The 20,807-nt window shown below is 57.3% G+C and carries 15 protein-coding genes and 1 tRNA gene; 10 read left to right on the forward strand and 6 right to left on the reverse strand.

All coding sequences use genetic code 11. The features are described 5' to 3' along the window. Positions 1 to 14 precede the first annotated feature (14 nt). Positions 15 to 101: transfer RNA gene (locus U5822_RS02770), tRNA-Leu, on the forward strand. A gap of 204 nt (positions 102 to 305) precedes the next feature. Here U5822_RS02770 and U5822_RS02775 read toward each other — a convergent pair. The 6 genes from U5822_RS02775 to U5822_RS02800 all read right to left on the reverse strand — a co-directional run bounded on the left by U5822_RS02775 (position 306) and on the right by U5822_RS02800 (position 10,281). Then, positions 306 to 1,790, reverse strand: a complete 1,485-nt coding sequence (locus U5822_RS02775; RefSeq protein WP_322854093.1) for an LruC domain-containing protein — start codon at positions 1,788 to 1,790, stop codon at positions 306 to 308. Beyond that, positions 1,787 to 2,251, reverse strand: coding sequence for a hypothetical protein (locus U5822_RS02780; RefSeq protein WP_322854094.1), 465 nt, complete (start codon positions 2,249 to 2,251; stop codon positions 1,787 to 1,789). Before U5822_RS02780 ends, U5822_RS02775 begins: the two co-directional genes overlap by 4 nt. A gap of 201 nt (positions 2,252 to 2,452) precedes the next feature. Next, positions 2,453 to 4,573 carry a putative bifunctional diguanylate cyclase/phosphodiesterase gene (locus U5822_RS02785; RefSeq protein ID WP_322854095.1) on the reverse strand — a complete coding sequence of 707 codons (2,121 nt, stop codon included), beginning with the start codon at positions 4,571 to 4,573 and terminating at the stop codon, positions 2,453 to 2,455. A 264-nt stretch (positions 4,574 to 4,837) separates the two neighbouring features. After that, entirely contained in the window at positions 4,838 to 6,280 is a 1,443-nt protein-coding gene (locus U5822_RS02790) for a sigma-54-dependent transcriptional regulator (RefSeq protein ID WP_322854096.1), read from the reverse strand. Between the two features lie 14 nt (positions 6,281 to 6,294). Then, entirely contained in the window at positions 6,295 to 9,390 is a 3,096-nt protein-coding gene (locus tag U5822_RS02795) for an ATP-binding protein (protein WP_322854097.1), read from the reverse strand. Between the two features lie 36 nt (positions 9,391 to 9,426). After that, positions 9,427 to 10,281, reverse strand: a complete 855-nt coding sequence (locus U5822_RS02800; protein WP_322854098.1) for a phosphate/phosphite/phosphonate ABC transporter substrate-binding protein — start codon at positions 10,279 to 10,281, stop codon at positions 9,427 to 9,429. A gap of 278 nt (positions 10,282 to 10,559) precedes the next feature. Here U5822_RS02800 and U5822_RS02805 point away from each other — a divergent pair, with 278 nt between their 5' ends. From U5822_RS02805 to U5822_RS02845, 9 genes are all read left to right on the forward strand, one after another. Continuing rightward, on the forward strand, positions 10,560 to 11,843 hold the full coding sequence (locus U5822_RS02805; protein ID WP_322854099.1) for a PP2C family protein-serine/threonine phosphatase: 1,284 nt from the start codon (positions 10,560 to 10,562) through the stop codon (positions 11,841 to 11,843). Positions 11,844 to 11,848: 5 nt separating this feature from the next. Beyond that, positions 11,849 to 12,265 (forward strand): ATP-binding protein, encoded by a 417-nt coding sequence (locus U5822_RS02810; protein WP_322854100.1) that lies wholly within the window; start codon positions 11,849 to 11,851, stop codon positions 12,263 to 12,265. Positions 12,266 to 12,471: 206 nt separating this feature from the next. Next, positions 12,472 to 12,822, forward strand: coding sequence for an STAS domain-containing protein (locus tag U5822_RS02815; protein WP_322854101.1), 351 nt, complete (start codon positions 12,472 to 12,474; stop codon positions 12,820 to 12,822). Continuing rightward, positions 12,822 to 14,084 (forward strand): polysaccharide biosynthesis/export family protein, encoded by a 1,263-nt coding sequence (locus U5822_RS02820; protein WP_322854102.1) that lies wholly within the window; start codon positions 12,822 to 12,824, stop codon positions 14,082 to 14,084. Before U5822_RS02815 ends, U5822_RS02820 begins: the two co-directional genes overlap by 1 nt. Next, positions 14,084 to 15,514 carry a GumC domain-containing protein gene (locus tag U5822_RS02825; protein ID WP_322854103.1) on the forward strand — a complete coding sequence of 477 codons (1,431 nt, stop codon included), beginning with the start codon at positions 14,084 to 14,086 and terminating at the stop codon, positions 15,512 to 15,514. Before U5822_RS02820 ends, U5822_RS02825 begins: the two co-directional genes overlap by 1 nt. Beyond that, the gene (locus U5822_RS02830; RefSeq protein WP_322854104.1) at positions 15,484 to 16,785 is read left to right on the forward strand and encodes an O-antigen ligase family protein; all 1,302 of its coding nucleotides are present in this window, start codon (positions 15,484 to 15,486) and stop codon (positions 16,783 to 16,785) included. The genes U5822_RS02825 and U5822_RS02830 overlap by 31 nt, the downstream gene beginning before the upstream one ends. Further along, positions 16,772 to 18,061 (forward strand): glycosyltransferase family 4 protein, encoded by a 1,290-nt coding sequence (locus tag U5822_RS02835; protein WP_322854105.1) that lies wholly within the window; start codon positions 16,772 to 16,774, stop codon positions 18,059 to 18,061. The genes U5822_RS02830 and U5822_RS02835 overlap by 14 nt, the downstream gene beginning before the upstream one ends. Further along, positions 18,058 to 19,101, forward strand: coding sequence for a glycosyltransferase family 2 protein (locus tag U5822_RS02840; protein ID WP_322854106.1), 1,044 nt, complete (start codon positions 18,058 to 18,060; stop codon positions 19,099 to 19,101). Before U5822_RS02835 ends, U5822_RS02840 begins: the two co-directional genes overlap by 4 nt. Positions 19,102 to 19,275: 174 nt before the next feature. Next, a complete protein-coding gene (locus U5822_RS02845; protein ID WP_322854107.1) occupies positions 19,276 to 20,796 on the forward strand; it encodes a WecB/TagA/CpsF family glycosyltransferase in 1,521 nt (506 codons plus the stop codon). The last annotated feature ends 11 nt before the right edge of the window (positions 20,797 to 20,807 follow it).

Genomic DNA, 20,807 nt, shown 5'->3' on the forward strand with positions numbered 1-20,807 from the left:
ACTGCAAATCACCTGCCGAGGTGGTGAAATTGGTAGACACGCTAGCTTCAGGTGCTAGTGGGGGCAACCCCGTGGAGGTTCAAGTCCTCTCCTCGGCACCATTTCTTCCCCCAAGAAATGGCAGAATCAGTAAACTTCCCAACACTCAATGATTGCTTCGCTCCGAGTCCAGTCGCATATTCGTAATATCGCGTGAGTCCGACGAAAGACCTGCAAAAAATTGTGCTGTTAAAGAAGCCGGCCTTGATGGCTCCGAGTGAGAATCCACAGACACTCACCCGGAACAACCAACACACCTGATTGCATTACCAATTCTTGAAAGGCACGTTCTTGACCCGCTCCACGACCGGTCGACGGAACCAATCGGTTTTTTGCGCACCCCCCGACAGGACGTACTCCAGATAATCCGGATACGCCAGCCCCATATCGACGGCGGCCAGTGGCGGCGCAAAATCGTCGGGAATGACCAGCGCGAACGGGTAATTATTCTCATCTTTGAAGACCGTGAGACTGTTCTGCGCGTTACGCGAGTACCCCAACACTGGCGATTTGCCCATCAGGTGCACTTCGTATTCGGTGTCGTACACATACAGATAAGGATCGAATGGCGCCTCCTCTATATCTGCAAAAGGCACCGGCAGGTCGAACACCACGGAGAAATCAAAGCGGGGTCCCTCCACGACGGCTTGCTCGTGAAACGTGTTCACATAGGTGGAGCTGCCATCCGAAAATTCGCCAGCAATGTTCTCAGCAAGCAGAAGATCTAGCTCACCGCTCACCCATTGCTGTTTCGGGAAACCAAGCTTTGGGGTCAGGCTGCTCGCCTCGTAAAAATTGTAGGTCGCCAACCCGGATGCCCACGTTGGCAAGGCGATACGAAGACGCCAATCGTGATTGTAGGCAGCACCCCGGGCAACCAGATACCCCGACCCGGTAATCCGGCTGACCTCGCTATTGGCGTTTGTGTCCATGGCTACACGATAAGCGACCACCAGATCATTGAAGTCATAATCGCCCTGCTTGGGAAACAGGTCTTCATAAGAGGCCACATAATAGCCGTCGTTCGAGGGGTAGTAGGTCCAGTTCACCAGGGCCTCGCCGGAGGCATTCAGTGTCAATGGCGCCAGCGCCCGACCGGGGGCAAGCGCATCCAGGTAGGTAGCGTCTGCGCTCGACAGCAGAGCAATTTCCTCATCGGCTCCGGCGAAATCATAGAAGGCTTCAGGGTCCGTCAATTTACGGTCCACGACCAGAAAGCGCACGGTAAACGTGGCACCCATCAAGTCTGTCAGATCACGGGCGACCGGCACGCGAAGCGTTCCGTCAAAAGACGATCCATTCATTTCACTCAAAATGTCCGAGCTGGTTCGGTTCGATTGGCTGTCGCCAACGATCGTACTGTAGAGCGCCCGATTCGTATTACCTTTCTTTAAGAGCAACGAGTAGGTCACTGTGGAGAGATCGGTAATAACGACTGTTTCAGTCGCGTAGATCAACCTCAATTCCACTGACTCGATGGCAACCCCCTGACTCTCTGAGTTCTCACTGCCATCGTTTGGCTCGTTCAGTGAGACCGAAAAAACGAGAGCGCCGTTGTTGTCCCGTCGGAAAGCTTCCAAGGTTGCTCCGTTCGATACTTTCTCTTTGAGGGCGGGCGAAAACAGATCGATGGTGCCAACACCGTCGTTTTGGATTTTGTCCTGAAACTTGAACGACAACACACTGGCCAGGGCCTGACCACTGCCAAGCATCAGAACCACACTGGCGAACAGACACATCAGACGTTTCATAGTAAAAACTCCTCGGTAAATACCTGTCCGCCTTCGGACACACTGAAGATCTCGACAATGAGCGCAGCACTGGATGTAGGAAGGGAAAAGGAAAAGGACGTTGAGTCTCCCACCCGGAATGAGGAGAGGCGGTAGACATTGTCTGCGCCGTCCGATGCCTTGAGGACGTAATTGTCCGACATCGACAGACCAGCCAGCCGATCAGCGTCCAGAACCACTGCCACTGTTTTAAAGTTGCCAAACTGGAAAGCCTCTGGCGCTTTGTTTTCAGCCAGTGCCGTGGACGTCGGCGCAGCGACAACCGCATCCTCCGTTTGCGGAGTGGAGCTGCCAGATGCACTGACGGAGCTGGAACCGCCAGAACCACCGCAACCGGCAAGCAGCAGCAATGCGAGGGTCGACGCAAGAGCGTGGAAGATTGTTTTTTTATCCGGAGCCAGGTTGGCCGGGTTGATCTGCATAACTACCTCCAATCGACAGCAAATGACTGTTAATTGGGGCATTGCAGCGTTCGGGCCAACTCTTCAAGCAATTGTTTTATATGTTTTTTTGTTTTACTTGCGGACGACTGTCGCAGGAGGATTCGCATTCTGCTAATCACCCTTCCCAGAGTAAAAAAAGCCCAACCGGGGTTGGGCCAAAGGCGTTGGATACAAACGGGATCAGGCGGCAACGCTTTTCGACGCAGGGCCCTCATAAAATTGATCGAAAGCGGCTTTATCCACGGGGCGACCGGTCAAGAATCCCTGAACCGAATCGCAGCCAAGAAGCTTCAGGCAATCCAACTGCTCGGGCGTTTCTACACCTTCGGCAATCACATGCAGGCCAACTTCGTGTCCGACGGTAATAATGGCTTTGGCAATCGCCAGTGCCGTATTGTCGTGGGTAATGTTTTGAACAAAACTCCGGTCGATTTTCAGGCAATCGACAGGCAAGTTTTTCAAGTAACTGAGCGATGAGTAGCCAGTGCCAAAGTCATCCACCGATACCCTGACTCCCGTCGCCCGAAGTGCCTCCAGGTTGAACACAGCACGGCTGCCAGCATCCACCATCACAGCCTCTGTCACTTCCAGTTCCACCAGCGACTGGTCGATCTCACGCTCGGCAATGGCGTCATGCAACTCTCGGGTAAATTCACCGGTGTTCAGGTGGCTACCAGAAATATTGATCGATACCGGCACACTCGGGCGCCCCTGGTTACGCCAGTCGACCATCTGATCCAGCACCTCCTGAATCACAAACTGACTCAATGGAACGATCAGACCGCAACGCTCGGCGGCCGGAATGAAGACTGCCGGTGATACCGGCCCCAGCTCCTTGCAATTCCAGCGAATCAGCGCTTCCATACCAACCAGCGTCATGCTGGTGAGTGAAAACTTGGGCTGATAGTGCATCTCCAGCCGGCCGCGGAGCACATCACGACGCAGCAGCCGTTCGATTTCGTAATCTCGCTGGATGTCCAGCCTGACATCCTCGTTGTAGACACTGACTGGCACTCCGGCCGCCTCATTCATATTGGCAGCACAGGCGGTCGCGGCGATAAACCCATCGGCAACGGGCACTGACTTCATCGTGTCGGTCACGCCCGCCTTCCAGGTCAGAGAAAAGGTATAGCCATTCACCTCGTAGGGTCGATTCAGCGCGGCATAAACACAGGATGCCATCTCGGCGCTCACGTTCTCATCCGTGATGCCAAAGAGCGCAATCATGAATTCCGAGTCGCCAATCCGAGCAAGGGCAGGCCGTTTTCCGCGATCCTGAAGAGGCCCCTGGTTGGCTACCACGTCCCGCATCCGATTGGCGATCAGAGCCGCCAGGTCATTCAGTCCAGCACGGCCGATTCGAGACTCATAGCTCGAAAAATTACTGGCGATAAAGCGCAGCAAACCAGTGTGTCCGACGTTCTCAACATCGTGCTCGAACTGAGCATTCAGCTCCCGGGTAATGAAATTGAGGTTTCCAAGCTGTGTACAGGCATCCCGATAAACCAACTCGTACATTTTCTTGTCAGCCAGCCAGCTTTCGGTCAAATCGTTGAACAAACAGAAACGCTCGCCATCGACACCGAGAACAAACCTGCCCTGAATCAGCATGTCGTGCTGCTGCGTAGACCGGATGAAGAACGGCTCACCGCCGGCCATGGTCTCCGATGCCTTCCAGCCTTCCTGCGCTTCCAGCTTCGCCGAGCCCGACAACACATCGAACAACGACAGCCCCGGGAGCAACACAGAGGAAAAGGCCTGATCGATTCGCTCCAGATGATGCCGATCAATGATGATGCCATTCGGATCCAGCGTCAGGGCTGCCTCCGATGATGACTTCAGCATACGGGTGACCTGATCAGCGCGGGCTTTTTCCCGGTTTTCGCTTTCCCGAGCGCGAATCAGTGACTTCAGGCGTTGAATGGTAATTCGCCAGTTCAACGGCTTGGGTGCAAAATCGGTAGCGCCACACTCGAAGGCGTGTTCAATCGAGTCATCGTCATCCTGGCCCGTGGCGAGAATGATTGGCACGGGGTCATCTTTCAAAAACTTGCGCATGGCTTTACAGGTATCAAAGCCATTGAGACCGGGCATACGCGCATCGAGCAACACAGCGTCAAAAACCCGGGTTTGTAGCCACCGAATAGCGCTGCTGCCATCTGATACTTCGGTGACCACAAACCCCGCTTTTTCCAGCGCTGCTCGAGCGACGATGCGAACGGCAATGTCGTCATCCACAACAAGAAGATGATGGGCGGATGATGAGTAAACGGGTGTTTCGGTCTCAGTGTTGCTTTTCATGGCAGCGCCCCTTCTCCGGCAGTGCGTAAAAAATCAGGAATCCCCTTTTCTATCCCTCACTTTGCATCAGGCATGCCAGAATTGAATTATTATTTTTTTCAGTGGGTTGCATTCTTTCTCATGGAGAAACAAAGCGTTTTCGCAAATTGCATCGCAATGTGAGGGCGTCGTTTTTGCAGTTCGACAACCCGCGATCTCGCAGCCCCAAAAAAAGGCCGCAAAAGCGGCCTTTAAACGATAAAGCTCGGTCTCAGGGGCTAAGCGCTAAACCGCCTCCCACTGCTGTTTCTTGCGATAAATCGTGGAAGCGCTGATCTCGAGGAACGCGGCTGCCCTGGGTACATTGCCACCACAACGGTCTATCGCCCGTTCAATGATTTCTTTCTCCTCAACCCACAACGGCCGAATGTCGCCATTAGCCTCTGGCGGTTGCGGCGCCACTGCGCCATTGAGCGGCTGGCGGTCGATTTGACTCGGGGTCCTCTCCATTGCGTAGGCATGGCTTGATTTCGCGACGGCTCGACCGCCCGAACGGACGGAATCAGGCAACATATCCGGCCGAACCAGCTCGCCATCGTTCAGCACAACGATATTCCGAATGACATTGCCAAGTTCCCGGACATTCCCCGGCCAGCTGTAATCCAGCAGGATGCGTTTTACCTCTTCGCTGAAACCGCGAAAGCGCTTGTTCTCTTCAACCGTGCACTGCTTGAGCATCCGCTCACCGATCAGCAGGCTGTCATTGCCGCGCTGACGGAGCGGTGGCATCTCCAGAGGAATAACGTGAAGCCGGTAATACAGGTCTTCCCGGAACCGCCCGGCTCTGACCTCTTCCAATGGATCGCGGTTGGTGGCACAGATGAAGCGAACGTCCACCTTGACCTCCCGATTGGCACCGACCGGCTGAAACGTTCCCGACTGGATGAAGCGCAGCAGCTTGCTCTGCAGATCCATGGGCATTTCGCCAATCTCATCCAAAAACAGCGTGCCGCCAGAGGCCCGGGCTGCTGCACCTTCACGGCTGCCGGTCGCGCCGGTAAACGCACCCTTCACATGGCCAAAGATTTCGCTTTCCAGCAGATCCTTGGGGATGGCCGCACAGTTCAGGGCGATGAAGGGTTTGTCCCGACGCAGGCTTTCGGCGTGCAGCGCCGATGCACAGAGTTCCTTGCCGGTTCCGCTCTCACCAGTGATAAACACGGTGGCATTGCTCTTCGATGCGCTTTCGATGATGCGATACACATTCTGCATAGGCAGCGATGCCCCGACCATCTCGTGAAAGGCATCGCGCTGGAACGATTTCTCGTACTCCGTGACAATCTCTTTCAGCTGTTCCTTTTTGAGAATATTTTCCAGCGTGACCAGAAGACGAGCTTTTTCAAAAGGCTTGGACAGGAAATCGCTGGCGCCTCGCTGCATGGAGTCGACGACCACATCAACCGAACCATGGGCGGTCATAACCACCACCGGCAACGGATCTTCCGTTCTCTGGATTTCGTCGAGAATGTCCAGGCCTGTCATATCCGGCAGGCGGACGTCTGTCAGTACCAGGTCGAACCGTTGTGACGCCAGTTTTTCAAGCGCTTCAGAACCTGTCCCAGCTGTCACCACCGAATAATCGGCCTCCAGATAGCTGCGGTAGACCAGCGCATTGGAGGCACTGTCTTCCACCAGGAGAACACGAGGACTGGATTGATAATCAGGCATGTTCGGGAGCGTCCTTATTCAGAGGCGATTTTTTCTTCCAATGCAGTCATTTTCTGACTGTAGGCCTTTTCGGTTTCCTCGGCTACAGTGGCCAGTGTAGCTACCAGTCCCGCCAGCAAGTCCGTCTGATGCTCTGCCGCCGCATATTCCAGCGATTTCGCCACTGCCGATAGCCGGGCCCCACCGTAGGTACCGGAGCAACTTTTGAGCGCGTGCGCCTGCTCTCTCAGCTCGCCAATGTCCCCTTCGGCAAAGGCGGCTTCGACGGCTGACCAACGGTTTTTTATCTCGCGGATAAATATAGACAACATCATGGGAATGGTCTCCCAGGAAGTGTCGGTCGCAAGCTGAGCAAGCGCTGGCTCGTTCAGCACTTCCTCATTTTCGAACGCCGCTGTACTTGTCATTGTTGTGTCCTCGTTGTTCTGTCTGCGTTGAGCAACCGCTGAGATCAATGTAGTCACCTGAAACGGTTTACTGACAAAGTCATCCATGCCGGCTTCCCTACACCGATCAATTTCGGATGTTTCAGCGTTTGCGGTCAGTGCGATGATCTTGGTTCTAGCGTTTGGCCCATGCCCCTTGCGGATGATCTCGGTGGCTTGCAGGCCATTCATCTTCGGCATTCGCACATCCATCAAAATCGCATGGTATGGCTGCTTGCCTGCCATCGCGACCGCCTGTTCGCCATCCTCAGCATGGTCCAGGCGGTAACCGTGACGCTGCAGAACCGCGGCCGCCACCAGCCGATTGGCTTCAACGTCATCCACCAGCAGGAGACGATGTTCTGCTTCATCGGGTGACAACGGCTGTTCCGGAGGTGCCGCTGCCATGTGCAAGCCCTCGTCGCTGCGCGCACCCAGTGTCGACGACTGGCTGGCCGGTTCGAAAATGGCAGCAATCAGGTTTTCGGCAAACAGGGTACCGCCGCCGAGCGACTCCACATTCCGCTCATCACTCGCTTCGCCCAACTTCAAGATGCGCCAGTCACCCACTTCCGGCACCGGCAACTCAGCGAGGCTTGGAGTATCGACCAACAGGATGCGTTCGTCGGCAACCGAGGACTGACTCAGCCATGACATCTGATGGTTGACGCCGTCAGTGTTCGCCACGACGTTTAGGCCTGTGTGCTCTGCCCACTCGGCGAGGGCGAAGGCAAGGCCCCGGTCAGAAACCACCATGGCAACATCAACGGCCCTCTGGGCAGGCGCCGCCAATTCGTTCTTTTGCTTCCCCTCGGGCTGTGCGGCTTTCACCGTGAAGGAAAAGCACGAACCCTCTCTCTCAGTGCTCACCACTGACACGCTACCACCCATCAACTGAACCAGTTGCCGGGCAATGGTCAGGCCCAGTCCAGTGCCACCATATCCGGTGTCTCTTGCAGCATCTACCTGCTCGAACTCACCGAAAACGGCATCGATCATGCTTTCCGGGATACCCGGGCCGGTGTCATGAACGTCAACCTGCCACATTGTCTCCCCATCCACCTCAATCTGGCGCGGCGCAACGGTAATCGATCCGCTCTGGGTAAACTTGAACGCGTTGTCGACCAGAATGGTCAATACCTGGCGAACCCGGTCGGGGTCGGCACACACCCTCAGCGGCGAGAAGGCATCCGCCAGAAACGCCAGCGTCAGATCGGGCTTGCTCGGGCGAGTCATGATGGCGGCAAAGACCTCACGCACGATCGGTCCCAGGCTAAAGATCTCTTCGCGCACTTCGATCTGCCCGGCCTCGATGCGAGAAAAATCCAGTACATCATTAATCACGTGCAACAAGGCATTGCCCGATCCACGGGCGATACCGATCATCTTTTGCATGTCAGGCGACAGGTCCTGCCCCTGGCCGAGAACCTCAAGCGCCCCCAGAACCGCATTCAGCGGCGAACGGATTTCATGGGACATGTGAGACAGAAAACGCGATTTGGCCAGCGACGCTTCCTCGGCAGTCGACTTGGCCTCAATCAACGCCGCTTCACTGGCTTTGCGCTCGGTGATATCTCGCAGAGTCGCGGTGACGACAACATCGTTTTCAAGGTAGGTGGCCATCAATGCCAACTCAATCGGGAACTGATGCCCTCTGCGATGCAAAGCTACAGCTTCGATACGCTTGCCAATCAGCGGGCCCTCTCCAGTCTCAAGGAATTTCTGCATTCCCGCAGCATGGGCTGACCGGTATTGTTCCGGAATCAACATCGTGGCCATATCCCGGCCCATGGCCTCTTCTCGGGTCCAGCCCAGCATTTCAACGGCCGACTTGCTGTACTCAATGATCCGCCCCTCGGAGTCGATACTGAGTAGTGCGTCCAGGCTGGAGTCAACGATGGAAGATCTGAGCTCCTGGGCTTGCTGGGTCTGACGCTGAAGAAGCTGCATCTCTTTACGCTGGTCATCCAGTCTCTGATTTTTTTCTTCCAGGCTGGCAATCGTGTCTTTCAGGCGTTGTTCACGCTCGCCAAGCGCGTGACTCATTTGATCAAACGCCTGCATCGTCTGGCCGAGTTCATCCCCTTTGCCGGCCGACGAAAGCCTGAGCCACTGTCCCTTCTGGGCGGCCTCGGCTGCTTTTCTGAGCTGAGTGATTCGCCGGGTCAACAGCGTCGCCAACAGCCACGAACACAGCGCGACCAGCACCAATTCAAGCCCCGCAATGACCAGAAAGCGTTGCCGGGCCTCGGCGACCAGGGCGTTCAATGAATCGACCGAGATGCCGAGTTCAATTTGCCCGAAAGAATATCCGCTCTCCACAATGCCGGTTCTGGTGTCATACACCCCATCATCGACCGACTGAAAATCCGAGTCGGCGGAAAACGTGCTCTCCGGCAGATTCCCGGCCGCAGCCAGATAACCGCTGTCGTCGGTGATCTGCACATAGACCACCTCCTCAAGCTGCACCACCTGACCGGCCACCTCCTCCAGTGTTGCCAGGTCCATGCTGATCACGGCATCTTTCACCACCGACTCGATCAAATTCACCGTGTCGCCGGCTCGTTTCGACAAGGCCTGCTGATTGGAAACGGTCAGGTAGTTCACTGCCTGCCAGATCAGAATCGCCAGAAAAAACGTTTCCAGCAGGGCGATGCCTACGATGGTTTTCCATTTAATCGACACAACCATCACTCCTCAAAACGGATAACAGCCATTGGCCTATTGTGCCGAGATGTTGAGCCGACGTACGTCGTCCCAGTCAGCATTGGCAGCCGCTTCAAAGCCCTTCATGCGCAAAGGCTCCAGTATTTGCAACCCCGCCTCACTGTCCTCCAGGCCTGTGAGAGCGCCAAGCAGGGTGCGACGCGTTTCTTCATTGACGCGTGGGTGCACGGCAATCGCGTGAGGGGTATATCCTGGCGATCGCCACAACACCCTCAGTTCTTCCCGCACACCAGCCTCAAGGGCGTTCAGGGTGCGCTGGATGCCCCCCCCGGCCACAAAACGACCGGAGGCAACGCTGCGATAAACCGAATCGTGGGAAGAAACAAAATGGGCCGTATAGCCCGCAGCCTCTGTTTCGAGATGGGAGCGTGTTACCAAGGTTGCCGCGAACGCTCGTGGTGCTGGGAATGCGAGCGCTTGTCCGGCCAGATCCGAGAGCGAAGTGATTCCGCTCTCTCGCCGCACGACGATGATCCCCCTGATTCGATGGTCCCGAGCCCGAGCCAGTGCCTGATACCCAGGATTTTCGTTGAACAGGGTGAAGTGGTAAGGGTTCATGTATGCAATATCGTATTCGCCCCGGGCCAATCGCTCTTCGAACGTCGGAATGTCTGGCGCCGTGGCAAAGTCAACGGTCAATCCTGAGCGGTCACTGATGTTTTTGAGCATGGGTACCCAGGCGCGGGCCAGCTTGGAGGCCGCCTGCTGCGGCACGACACCAAAGGTGAGCGTATTTGTCCCGTTGCTTTCTGCGGTTCCCTGAGCACTGACGACGTGCGGCGCCAGTAGAAACAGCACCAGGATTCCCATCAAGGTTTTTTGCCTTGGCATGGCCTGAAGCCTGCGCATCACCGTCTCTCCTGTTTCGGGCCGCCCGACCACCGAGCGACTCCATAAAGACAGCAATTGCCGCGCCATCTTTACGGGGCGCGTAAATCCTCGCTTTTCGCCAACCATTGGCAGGCTGAGCCCCAAATTGCAGAGACCCACCTCACTTTGCAATGCATTTTGCAAAGCGTTGTGAGAATGATTGGCGAAGCAAAGGGCCCTGTGTCCGGCCAGGCAGTTGGCACTGCTTTTGCTGATTGACAGAAGACAGGCCCAGAAACGGTTAATGGAATCGCGCCATGCATAAAGCCTTTGTTCACTCCCCCAAACCCAGAACCAACCAGACAGAACCCATTCGTATTCTGGTGGTTGATGACTCGCTGGCCGAACGCTCCGTCGTCATGAGCATGCTGACCAAACTGGAATACGAAGTCTTTGAGGCGTGCAATGGTGTGCAGGCGCTGAAAGTGATGGACGAACAACCCATCGATCTCATTCTCAGCGACTGGCGGATGCCGGAACTCAATGGTCTGGATCTATGCGTGGCCGTGAAAAAACGGGGAGAGAATGCGCCCTACTTCATAATGGTGACGGGGCAGAACAATCCCTGCGATCTTGTCGCCGGCATGGACTCGGGGGCCGACGACTTCATAACCAAGCCTTTCGTAATGGAGGAAATGCGGGTTCGGCTGGAAGCGGGCGAGCGGATTGTACAGCTGCGCAAATCCCTGGACAGCCGAAACAAGGCGCTTAAAGGTCTGCTTGAACGGGAAACCCACGCCAAACAGGCGATGCTTAAGGACCTGAAAGCCGCGGAGATGCTTCAGCGCGCCATGTTGCCCGAGAAGAACCGCAGGGTGGGCCAGATTGAGCTTGCTCACTTCTACCAGCCTGCGATGGGAGTGGCGGGCGACATCTACAATGTATTGCACCTCGATGAGAACCACGTGGCCTTTTACCTCATCGACGTGGCCGGCCATGGAATCCGATCAGCCATGCTGTCGTTCTATGCGTCACAGTTGCTGTCGGCAACAGGCGCGTCCCACTCGTTGTGCTTCGACGAAGACGGGGCGATTTCGAGGCCCTCGGCAGTCGCTGCCAGGCTGAATCAGACGTTTACCGGTAACGCGGATCAGCGCGATTATCTGACCATGATCTACGGCGTACTGAACACTCAGACAGGGCAGTGCGCTCTCTGCCAGGCCGGCCATCCACCGCCAATGCACATTCCGTCTGGCGAGCAGCGACCAAGGTATCTGGGCAAAGGCGGCTTTGCTGTCGGCATGCTGGAGGACGCCACTTACGAAGACATGAACCTCACACTGTCCCCGGGGGACCGCCTCCTGCTGACATCCGACGGCCTGTACGAGTGCCGTCTTAAAACTCAAAAGGAAGTCACACCGAACCACATGATCGGGTTGATGGCACACCTCCGCCAGTTCCCGACGCATGATGTCCAGAAACAGCTGGATACCATGTTCCATGCAATGGCGACCCGCCGACCGGTCGAAGACGACCTGTCGATTCTGATGATCCATTGGTCCCGGCCAGAACAGAGGGCGCACTGCGACTCACAGGACTGACGCTGATGGCATCCGTGATTGTTAGGTTTCAAGCCAAAGAGGCCAATATCGAGAAGGCTATCGAGCAGTTGGAGCTTTACCTGGAAACGCTGGACGTGTCGCCAGAGCACCAGTTTCAGATCCAGACCTGCTGCCGGGAAGCGCTCAACAATATCGTCGAACACGGAACCCAGGGGCAGCAAGAGTCGCCTTTGATGTTCTCACTCTCCCTATGGCTCGAAAAACACCCCAACCGGCGCAGGGCCCGGGTTCAGATCACCGATAACGGCGCAGCGTATGAGCCTCCAACTGCGTCGCCCAAGCCGGACGAACTCTCGCTGTCAGGCCGAGGCTGGTCAATCCTGCAGCAGTGGTCAGACGAACTCAGCCTGACCCGGAAACAGGGTTTGAATTATCTGACAATAACCAAGCGCCTTGACTAACAAGCAACCTGAGACGCAGGCCGGGATCCCCGGCAAACGATTCGCCAATCGCTTTGCATTTTGCAAATCGAATTCAGGTGCAGCCGCTACCTCTCCTCCAAATAATTCATAACTCACTGTATTCACTTACTTTAAAGACTTGGCACACCAATTGATAAGGATCTTGTGAACCAGCTCACACGATGGCTTCACAAGAGAGGTATGCCATGCAAGCAGCGACTCAAACCCTAGCTCCTGACGTTCTGGTCGTTGATCTGCCAGACAAACTCGTCATGGCAAATTCGCAAGCCCAGGCCGACGCTGTAACCCGACAGATCGACCAGGGCCACCACCGCGTCGTTTTCAACCTGGCCCCCGTTAAATTCATTGATTCAAGCGGTCTTGCAGTCCTCGTCGCTGCACTGAAAAAGCTGCGTCCACTGAACGGCAAAGTGGCTCTGGCCTCCCCCGGCGCCAACGTGCTTTCCCTGATCGAACTCACCCGACTGCACGAGATCTTCGAGATCTTCTCCGATCTTGAAACGGCCGTCGCTGAACTCACCAACGACAAGAATTGATGACCATGCTGCGCTCGCTGCTGACTCAATCCGGTGTTCTGCCAGTGGTCTTCCTGCTCGGCTGTGCCTCCCCCGGGATGGACACCTCAGAGGGAAACCGGGTGGTTCACGATCAGCACTGGTCAGCAGACCTGAACGGACCACGCAGCGAGCGCCCGTATTACATTGCGCCGACCGCCGCCTATACCGCCTATGAGCATGCCGCTCTGAGCGCGAGCCCTCGAACAGCCCGGTTGGACGCCAGCAGCGCATTCGGACGGACACCGGCCCCGCGGCTTTCTCCCGGGGATCGGGTTCGGATTGCCCTGCCACCAAAAGCGGTGTTTGAGGGCGTTTTCCAACACTCTGACGACGCCTTTAGCGGTATTTTCGAAATCAGCTTCGATGGCACGCTGCATCTGCCGTATGTGCCTGCGATCGAAGCGGCTGGTAGCACGCTTGCCGAGCTGGAAATGCGAATCAACCAGACACTGGAGACCAACGGCTATTTCCGCCCCGGCATGGCCCGACTGCATCTGTCGATCCAGGAGTGGGCACCGATTCAGGTGTCTGTCTCCGGAGCGGTGTTCAATCCGGGACTGATCGGAGTCAACGCCCGAACCCCGGACGGATCGGGCGATCAACTTCAGCTCCAGGGTGGCAGTACGGCGCTTAATCGTCTGTTGACCGCAGCGCTGAGAGGCGCCGGCGGTGTCACTCCCAACGCCAATGTTGAAACCATTGAAATCGTCCGCGACGGACAGGTTTTAACGGCTGACCTGACCGGAGCCCTCGATGGCTCTCACCTCCAGGATGTCGCTCTGGTTCACGGCGATCAAATCAGGGTGCCGGGCCGAGCCCTGCCAGATCGCAGGATGGTCCGGCCCACAGCGATCACCCCGCCCGGCATCCGCGTGTTTATCTCGAATCTGACGGTGCCCGCCCTGAACAACGCCAGCTCTGCCGTAGAGAGGCATGCGACCAGCCTGCCCTATGGCTCTCGGTTGCATACAGCCGTGGTCTCGGGTAACTGCGCCGGCGGCATCGTCTCCACCAACAGCGACCGGTATGCCGTTCTGGTCACCAACGATCCGGTGTCAAAGCGCCCGGTTACCATCGAACGCCGCGTGGAGCAGTTGATCCAGGCCCCCAACCAGACCGCCTACAACCCGTTTCTCATGCCGAATGACAGCATTGTCTGCTACGACTCCCGCGTGACCAATCTCAGGGACATCGGACGCGCCATCGGCGACATTCTCAACCCGTTCGGATGGTTCTTCTGATGACCTCTGCGGCAGGACCGTCCGAACCGGGATCTACGCCCGGTACAGGCCTGATCCGTCGCCTGGTCGTTGAAGGTAGCAGCCTGCCGCCCAGAGCCCGTGCCCGACTCTACTTGATCATCTTCGGCACCATCCTGCTGCTGGTCTGGGGGCCGATCAGTCTGATGCTGGCCTTGAAGCCCGACACGTACACCAGTGAGTGGACGCTGATCCTGCCCGGCACCGGTAACGGTCTGGCCCTGAACCTGGACAGCATCGGTCAGGCGGCGGCCAACTCGGCATCGCCCTACACCAACAGCTCGGTCGACCCGGTGGTGAACTACAAGGCCATCGCTCAGAGCAGCTCTGTACTTGCTCAAGCAGCGAGGGCTCTGGACATGACCCTGACGGAGTTCGGCCAGCCAAAAATCAAGCTTGTTGATCAGACCGCGCTGATGGAATTTCGCATCACGGGCCGGACATCCGAGCAGGCCTACCAGAAAGCCATCGCGCTTAACCAAGCTTTGAAGCATCGACTCGACCAGCTCAGGGACGACGAAGCCGAGCAGCAGGCCGCTGCCAGCCTGGCCATGCTCGAACAGTTCAACAGCAAACTGGAGCAAGCCCAACAGCAGAAGCTGTCCTACCAGATCAATGCGGACATTATCTCGCTGAACCAGTTCGAAGAATTGATTGAGACCCTGGAAGCCCGTAAACAGCATCAGCAGACGATGGCCAAGCGCCAGCAGGCACTGCTGCAACGGATCGAAACCCTGAAAACGGGGCTGGCTGTGAGTGAGTCGGAATTGGCCTACGCGCTCGCTCTGCGCAGCGACTCGGCGTTCCAGCAGATGGTCAGCCAGCACGCGGCGGTACATACCCAGATCTCCACCATCGACGGCGTCTGGGGTCACAACCACCCACAACTGAACCAGCTGAATGTGGCGCACGACACGGTGGAAGCGGAACTGATCCGTCGCGGTCGTTACGTCACCCAGAACGAACGTCTGACGGCCCGCCAACTGGTTCAGCTCGGCACTCATTCAGAGCACGACCATGCGTTGATCGAACTGCTGGAGCTCACCGCAGAAAGGGACGGTCTGGTGGCCGAGATTCGGATGGAGGCCGAACAGATCGACCAACTCCAGCGACGCATTGAGACCGGCGCCGCCCAGGCCATTCGTCTGGAGGACCTGAACCGCAAGCAGCAGGTATCCACCGCCGTCTTTTCTACCGCCTTGGCCAAGCAGGACATCGGCAATGCAGATCGGTTCTCCTCCTACCCGCTGGTCCAGATGCTGACAGCGCCCAGTCAACCCGAAACACCCGATCGCATGATGAAAACGCTGGCTCTTCTGGGCGGCATTGCAGCCACGCTGGGCACCGCCTTCGGTCTCGGCTTGCTTTGGATAAGAAAATCATGGCTCCGGAAAGTACTGAAGAACGCCTAGTCTGGACCGCTCTGGTCTGGACCTATCCCCTGTATTTTCTGGGGGCACTGTACCTGTCCGGACCGGTTGTGGGCTGGTTGCTGTTCTTGCTGTTTCTCGGACGCTTCGCTCGTGGCGAACAGCAACAGCGGATTCCGCTGGCCGTATGGCTTTGGTGCGCCGGCATGCTGGTGATGCTGATCAGCCTGGTGATTGGCCACGTGCTGAACCACCTGGGCACGGTCCAGCTCATCAAATCCTCGATCGGCTGGGCCAAGGGCTGGGCGCTTCTGGCGATTTTCATCCTGGCAGGCACGCAACACATTCGCCCAGAGATTCTGGTTCGCGGGGCGATGCATGTGTGCCTGCACACACTGATGTTGCTGCCTCTGTTTATCGGCGCCTGGCTATTGCGCCTGCCGGAAACCGCTTACGTGTCGCCCATCAAAATGATCGGCGGCCCCGGCCCCGAATTTTTCGCCGTGTCGCTCTATGAAATCGATCCGGGCAGTGGGTTGCCTCGCTGGCGCCTGTTCACACCCTGGGCGCCGGCACTGGGCTTTGTTGCCAACGTCTTTTTCCTGCTCAGCCGTCTCGAGACCGACCGTTTCTGGCGCAGAAGCGGCGTCACCGCGAGCGTGATGATGATTCTGATGTCCCAGTCACGCCTGGCTCTGCTGGCGCTGATCTTCATGGTGGGCCTGCTGTGGGCATGGCGGCGCCTGAGTGCCCCCGCCATCGCCTTCTGCACCGCTGCAGGCGCTTTCGTTTTTGCTTTCGCCGGAGGCTGGATTCTGGAAACGCTGGCCTCTTCCTACGATGCCATCAAGGCGGCCCGTGCCGATTCCACTCGGGTCAGAGAAACGCTGGCGCGCATTGCATTGCAGCGCTGGGAGAACGAGGCCCCCGTCTGGGGTCACGGTGTCGTCGAACGCGGCCCTCATCTGGTGGAGTACATGCCCATTGGCAGCCACCACAGCTGGTATGGGCTGCTGTTCGTCAAGGGCGTGGTGGGCTTGCTGGCTCTGGCAATTCCTATGGCCTGCTCTGTGTGCGCGCTGATCCGAGCCGGTGCCGCGCTGCCCTGCCGGGTGGCTGCCTGCTGTGCGCTACTGCTGTTTGCCTATACCTTCGGTGAAAACCTGGAGATCCTCGCCTACCTGATCTGGCCTGGCCTGATCATGATCGGCGTCGGCCACCGTCTGGCCGCAGAAAACAGGACCAAAGCGGCCCCGAACCTTCCACAACTCGCTCGACCCTGTCGACAGGAGACCCTCCATGGCGAAGCCTGATAAACCACGCGTAACCGTCGTCGTACCCCGTTATTGGCCAGCAACCGGCGGCTCAGAACTACACGCCCACCTGTTGGTGAACGGCCTGTGCGAGCAGGGCTGGGGCGTGAACGTGATCACTCAGGTGTTGACCAACACCGAGAACTGCGAACTGGCCGCCACCTTTGCCTCCTCCCAGACGTTTGCAGACGGTGAGGCAGAGGTGACAGTGACGGCGCCCGAAGGCTGGAGAAAGCACATTCTGACCACCCTCGCCGAATCCCACCAATCGTCGGCCCTGGCCCGGCGCGGCTACGACAGCCTGATGCGTCCCTTTGCCACCGCCAACATCGTTGAGCGGGCCCGGGGATCTCAGCTCATCCATTTCATCTACAACGGCATGACAAGCGTCGCCGAAGCAGCCCTGGACGCCGCCCGCGCGCTCAACATTCCATTTGTGCTCACGCCCCTCGCCAACACCGAATTGCCACCGGGCACCGGTTGGGCGTCCCGACGAATGTCGCGAGTTCTGAAAGCGGCTGACAGCATCATCGCCCTGACCGAAGTCGAACGCACCTGGCTGATCGCCCGGGGAGCTCCTGAGGCCGCGACCACGGTCTGTCCGATGGGCCCGGTGATCACTTCCCCCTCTCCGGTGCACGAGTTCCGCCAACGTCACGCACTGGCAGACCACCCTGTGGTGCTGTTTCTGGCTCGACATGACGAAGCCAAAGGCTACCAACTGCTGGCAGAAGCCCGCCATGAAATATGGGCAAGACATCCGGACACCCGACTACTGTTCGTTGGCCCCCAGACCGCCCGCTCGCAGGCGTTTTTTGACCGTATCCACGACCCTCGCCTGCTTCTTTTGGACAACTTGTCCCAGCCCGACAAGAACGCAGCCTTGCAGGCCTGCTCATTGCTTTGCGTGCCCTCCAGCCGCGAGTCACTTGGGTCCGTCTATCTGGAAGCCTGGCACTATCAAAAACCCGTGGTGGCACTGGCCATTCCGGTGTTACAGAGCCTGATGTGTCATCAGGTCGATAGCCTCTTGTGCCAGCCCAACCACAGTGACATTGCCAATGCCATCAATTCTCTTCTCGACGCCCCGGACCAATGTGAAGCCATGGGGCTTGCCGGCCACCTGAAACAACAGGCCAGGTTTCGCTGGCCAGTCATCGTCGAGACACATCAAGCACTTTTCAAAGTGCTGTGCGAACAGACCTCGAGTTCGTTCCGCCACACGGGATCTAGAGATCTTTCTGTTAACAACTCCGACTGTGGAGTCCACTCATGAAGAAGGTACCAACCATGCCGTCCATCAGCGTAGTGATGCCCGTTTACAACGTCGCAGAGTTTGTTGCCGTTGCGATTCGTTCCGTCCTCGATCAAACCATGGCCGATTTCGAGATGATCATCGTGGATGACTGCTCTCCAGATAACAGCATCGAGATCTGCGAGTCGTTCCAGGATCCACGTATACGCATTGTTCGTCATCAGCAGAACCGGGGCCTGGCCGGCGCCCGCAACACCGGTATTCACGCTGCCCGAGCGCCGCTGATTGCGTTCCTCGATTCCGACGATTTCTGGCACCCGGAGAAGCTGGATAAGCATCTCCAGCACCTGAACCAACGTGCCTCTGTTGGCATTTCGTTCAGCCGCTCAGCCTTTGTGGACCGCTGGGGCATGCCGCTGCGCTGCTATCAGATGCCTTTGCTCAGTGGCATCACGCCAGACCACCTGTTCTGTCGTAACCCCGTTGGTAATGGCTCTGCCCCCGTGGTGCGCCGTGAGGTTTTTGACGCCATTGGTTACCAGGCCGAGTTCCGAGGAGAGCCGGAAATCCGTTATTTTGACTCGGAACTTCGACGGTCTGAGGACATCGAGTGCTGGCTAAGGATCTCACTGCAAACCAACTGGAGCATTGAAGGCATTCCCGAACCGCTCACGTTCTATCGTCTGAATGAGGGTGGCCTGTCATCGAACCTCCACAAACAGCTCGAGTCCTGGGAAGAGGTCGTGGAGAAAACCCGCCGGTATTCACCCCAGTTTGTCGAGCGGCATTACCGGACGGCCCGCGCCTATCAGTTGCGTTATCTCTCCCGCCAGGCAATCCGTCTCGGGGACGGCGAAACCGCGATGCGTTTTTTGCAACGAGCCTTCGCAGCCGACAAACGCATGCTCACCCAGGAACCGGCGAGGACCCTCTGCACGGCCGGCGCCGCTTTTTTATTGAAGCTGTTGCCGCGTGGTTATCGACTGGTCGAATGGCAGGCTCTGCAGATTATTGGTCTCCTGCAAAAACGCCGCATCCAGCGGGACATTAAAACCGTTTGATGTGCGGGGCAGAGTGATTCGCATTTTGCGACGCACTCTGCTCAGGAGTCTGCCGATTCCACGTTGTTACCGGATGACCTGCGCCCTGAAGCCGCATGTCCAGGGCGCTTTCTGCACTTGGCACGAAGATTGGAAAGGTCTCTGTGAGATTCACATGAGATCGGGGCTGACGTTATGCACCAGACGATTCCAAACACCATCGAGCCGGCCGGGGCACTGATATTCAGCGGCACGACGCCCCAACGACAAACACCGACACCGATGGACAAAGTGTTGGGAATTCACTTCGCCAACGTTAGCTTCCCTGAGGCCATGAGCCTTCTTGGCGCAACACTGAAAAGCAGTGACTCCAGCAACCTGTTTTTCATTAACGCCCACTGCCTGAACGTCTCGTTTGAAGACCCTGTTTATCGCGACGTTCTGAAACAGACGCCGCTGATTTTCCCGGATGGCTCCGGCATCCGTCGTGGTTGTCAACTGCAGGGCATCCCCCTGCAAGCCAACCTGAACGGGACCGACCTGTTTCCCGAGCTTTGTCGACTGCTGGCCGAGGAACAAAAATCGCTGTATCTGCTTGGCGCAACACCTGGCACCGTAGAAAAAGTCGCTGCCTGGGCCACCCGCGAGTTTCCGGGGCTCAGAATTGCCGGAACGCAGCACGGCTACTTTGCCAAAGACGATGAGGCCGCCGTCATTGACGCCATCAATACCAGTGGTGCCGATGTCCTCTGTGTTGCCATGGGGGTGCCACTGCAGGAAAAATGGCTGCATCGTCATAGCGGTGGCCTGAATACCCGGCTAAACCTCGCGGTCGGCGGGCTGTTCGACTTTTACGCCGGCAACGTTTCCCGCGCCCCCCTGTATTTCCGCCAGAAGGGCATTGAATGGGTCTGGCGCCTGATTCAGGAGCCGGGTCGGATGTGGCGCCGTTATCTTCTTGGCAATCCGATCTACGCAATGCGGCTGCGCTACGAGGCGAAAACCCGGGCACTGATCAGTGCCTTCCCCGAACGCCTCAACAACCGTTTTCAGAGGGCGCGGTTGTCTGCGCGGGCCGCCCTGCGACGACTGGCCCATCGCTGGTCTACCTCACTGGGCAGCGCCTCCAAGCGTTCCAGCGACATTGTGCTTTCAGTGGCCGCTCTGACGGCTCTGCTCCCGGTGTTTCTCATCGTCGCGATCGCCATCAAACTGGATTCACCCGGTCCGATTTTCTATCGGCAACAACGTGCTGGTCTCCGCGGTCGAGCCTTTTCGATGTGGAAATTACGCTCCATGTGCGTGAACGCTGAACATCTGCGCGAGCAGTTGGAGGCCCAGAACGAGATTGCCGATGGCGTTACCTTCAAGATCCGCAACGATCCGCGGGTCACACGCGTGGGGCGTTTTATCCGCAAATACTCGATCGATGAACTGCCACAGCTGTTCAACGTCCTGCGAGGTGACATGTCCATTGTGGGGCCAAGACCGGGTCTGTTCAGCGAACTGACCAAATACGAGCTGTCGCAGCGTCAGCGCCTGGACATCAAGCCCGGCCTCACCAGTGAATGGGTGGTCGCCGGTCGTAACAATCTTTCCTTTGCCGAGCAGGCTGAACTGGACATCCAGTACCGCAACCAGCGAACCCTGTGGCGGGATTTTGTCCTGATGCTTAAAACCGTGCCTGCGCTCATTCGCGGCAGCGGTGCCAGCTGACTTTCCGGAGA

Origin of the sequence: Marinobacter qingdaonensis, from assembly GCF_034555935.1 — a bacterium.
GTDB classification, from domain to species: Bacteria; Pseudomonadota; Gammaproteobacteria; order Pseudomonadales; family Oleiphilaceae; genus Marinobacter; species Marinobacter qingdaonensis.

Bases quoted from the DNA above. Each gene is read 5' to 3' on its own strand.
- U5822_RS02775 (WP_322854093.1), bottom strand. From the start codon at position 1,790: ATGAAACGTCTGATGTGTCTGTTCGCCAGTGTGGTTCTGATGCTTGGC.
- U5822_RS02780 (WP_322854094.1), bottom strand. From the start codon at position 2,251: ATGCAGATCAACCCGGCCAACCTGGCTCCGGATAAAAAAACAATCTTC.
- U5822_RS02785 (WP_322854095.1), bottom strand. From the start codon at position 4,573: ATGAAAAGCAACACTGAGACCGAAACACCCGTTTACTCATCATCCGCC.
- U5822_RS02790 (WP_322854096.1), bottom strand. From the start codon at position 6,280: ATGCCTGATTATCAATCCAGTCCTCGTGTTCTCCTGGTGGAAGACAGT.
- U5822_RS02800 (WP_322854098.1), bottom strand. From the start codon at position 10,281: ATGCGCAGGCTTCAGGCCATGCCAAGGCAAAAAACCTTGATGGGAATC.
- U5822_RS02805 (WP_322854099.1), top strand. From the start codon at position 10,560: ATGCATAAAGCCTTTGTTCACTCCCCCAAACCCAGAACCAACCAGACA.
- U5822_RS02810 (WP_322854100.1), top strand. From the start codon at position 11,849: ATGGCATCCGTGATTGTTAGGTTTCAAGCCAAAGAGGCCAATATCGAG.
- U5822_RS02815 (WP_322854101.1), top strand. From the start codon at position 12,472: ATGCAAGCAGCGACTCAAACCCTAGCTCCTGACGTTCTGGTCGTTGAT.
- U5822_RS02820 (WP_322854102.1), top strand. From the start codon at position 12,822: ATGACCATGCTGCGCTCGCTGCTGACTCAATCCGGTGTTCTGCCAGTG.
- U5822_RS02825 (WP_322854103.1), top strand. From the start codon at position 14,084: ATGACCTCTGCGGCAGGACCGTCCGAACCGGGATCTACGCCCGGTACA.
- U5822_RS02830 (WP_322854104.1), top strand. From the start codon at position 15,484: ATGGCTCCGGAAAGTACTGAAGAACGCCTAGTCTGGACCGCTCTGGTC.
- U5822_RS02835 (WP_322854105.1), top strand. From the start codon at position 16,772: ATGGCGAAGCCTGATAAACCACGCGTAACCGTCGTCGTACCCCGTTAT.
- U5822_RS02840 (WP_322854106.1), top strand. From the start codon at position 18,058: ATGAAGAAGGTACCAACCATGCCGTCCATCAGCGTAGTGATGCCCGTT.
- U5822_RS02845 (WP_322854107.1), top strand. From the start codon at position 19,276: ATGCACCAGACGATTCCAAACACCATCGAGCCGGCCGGGGCACTGATA.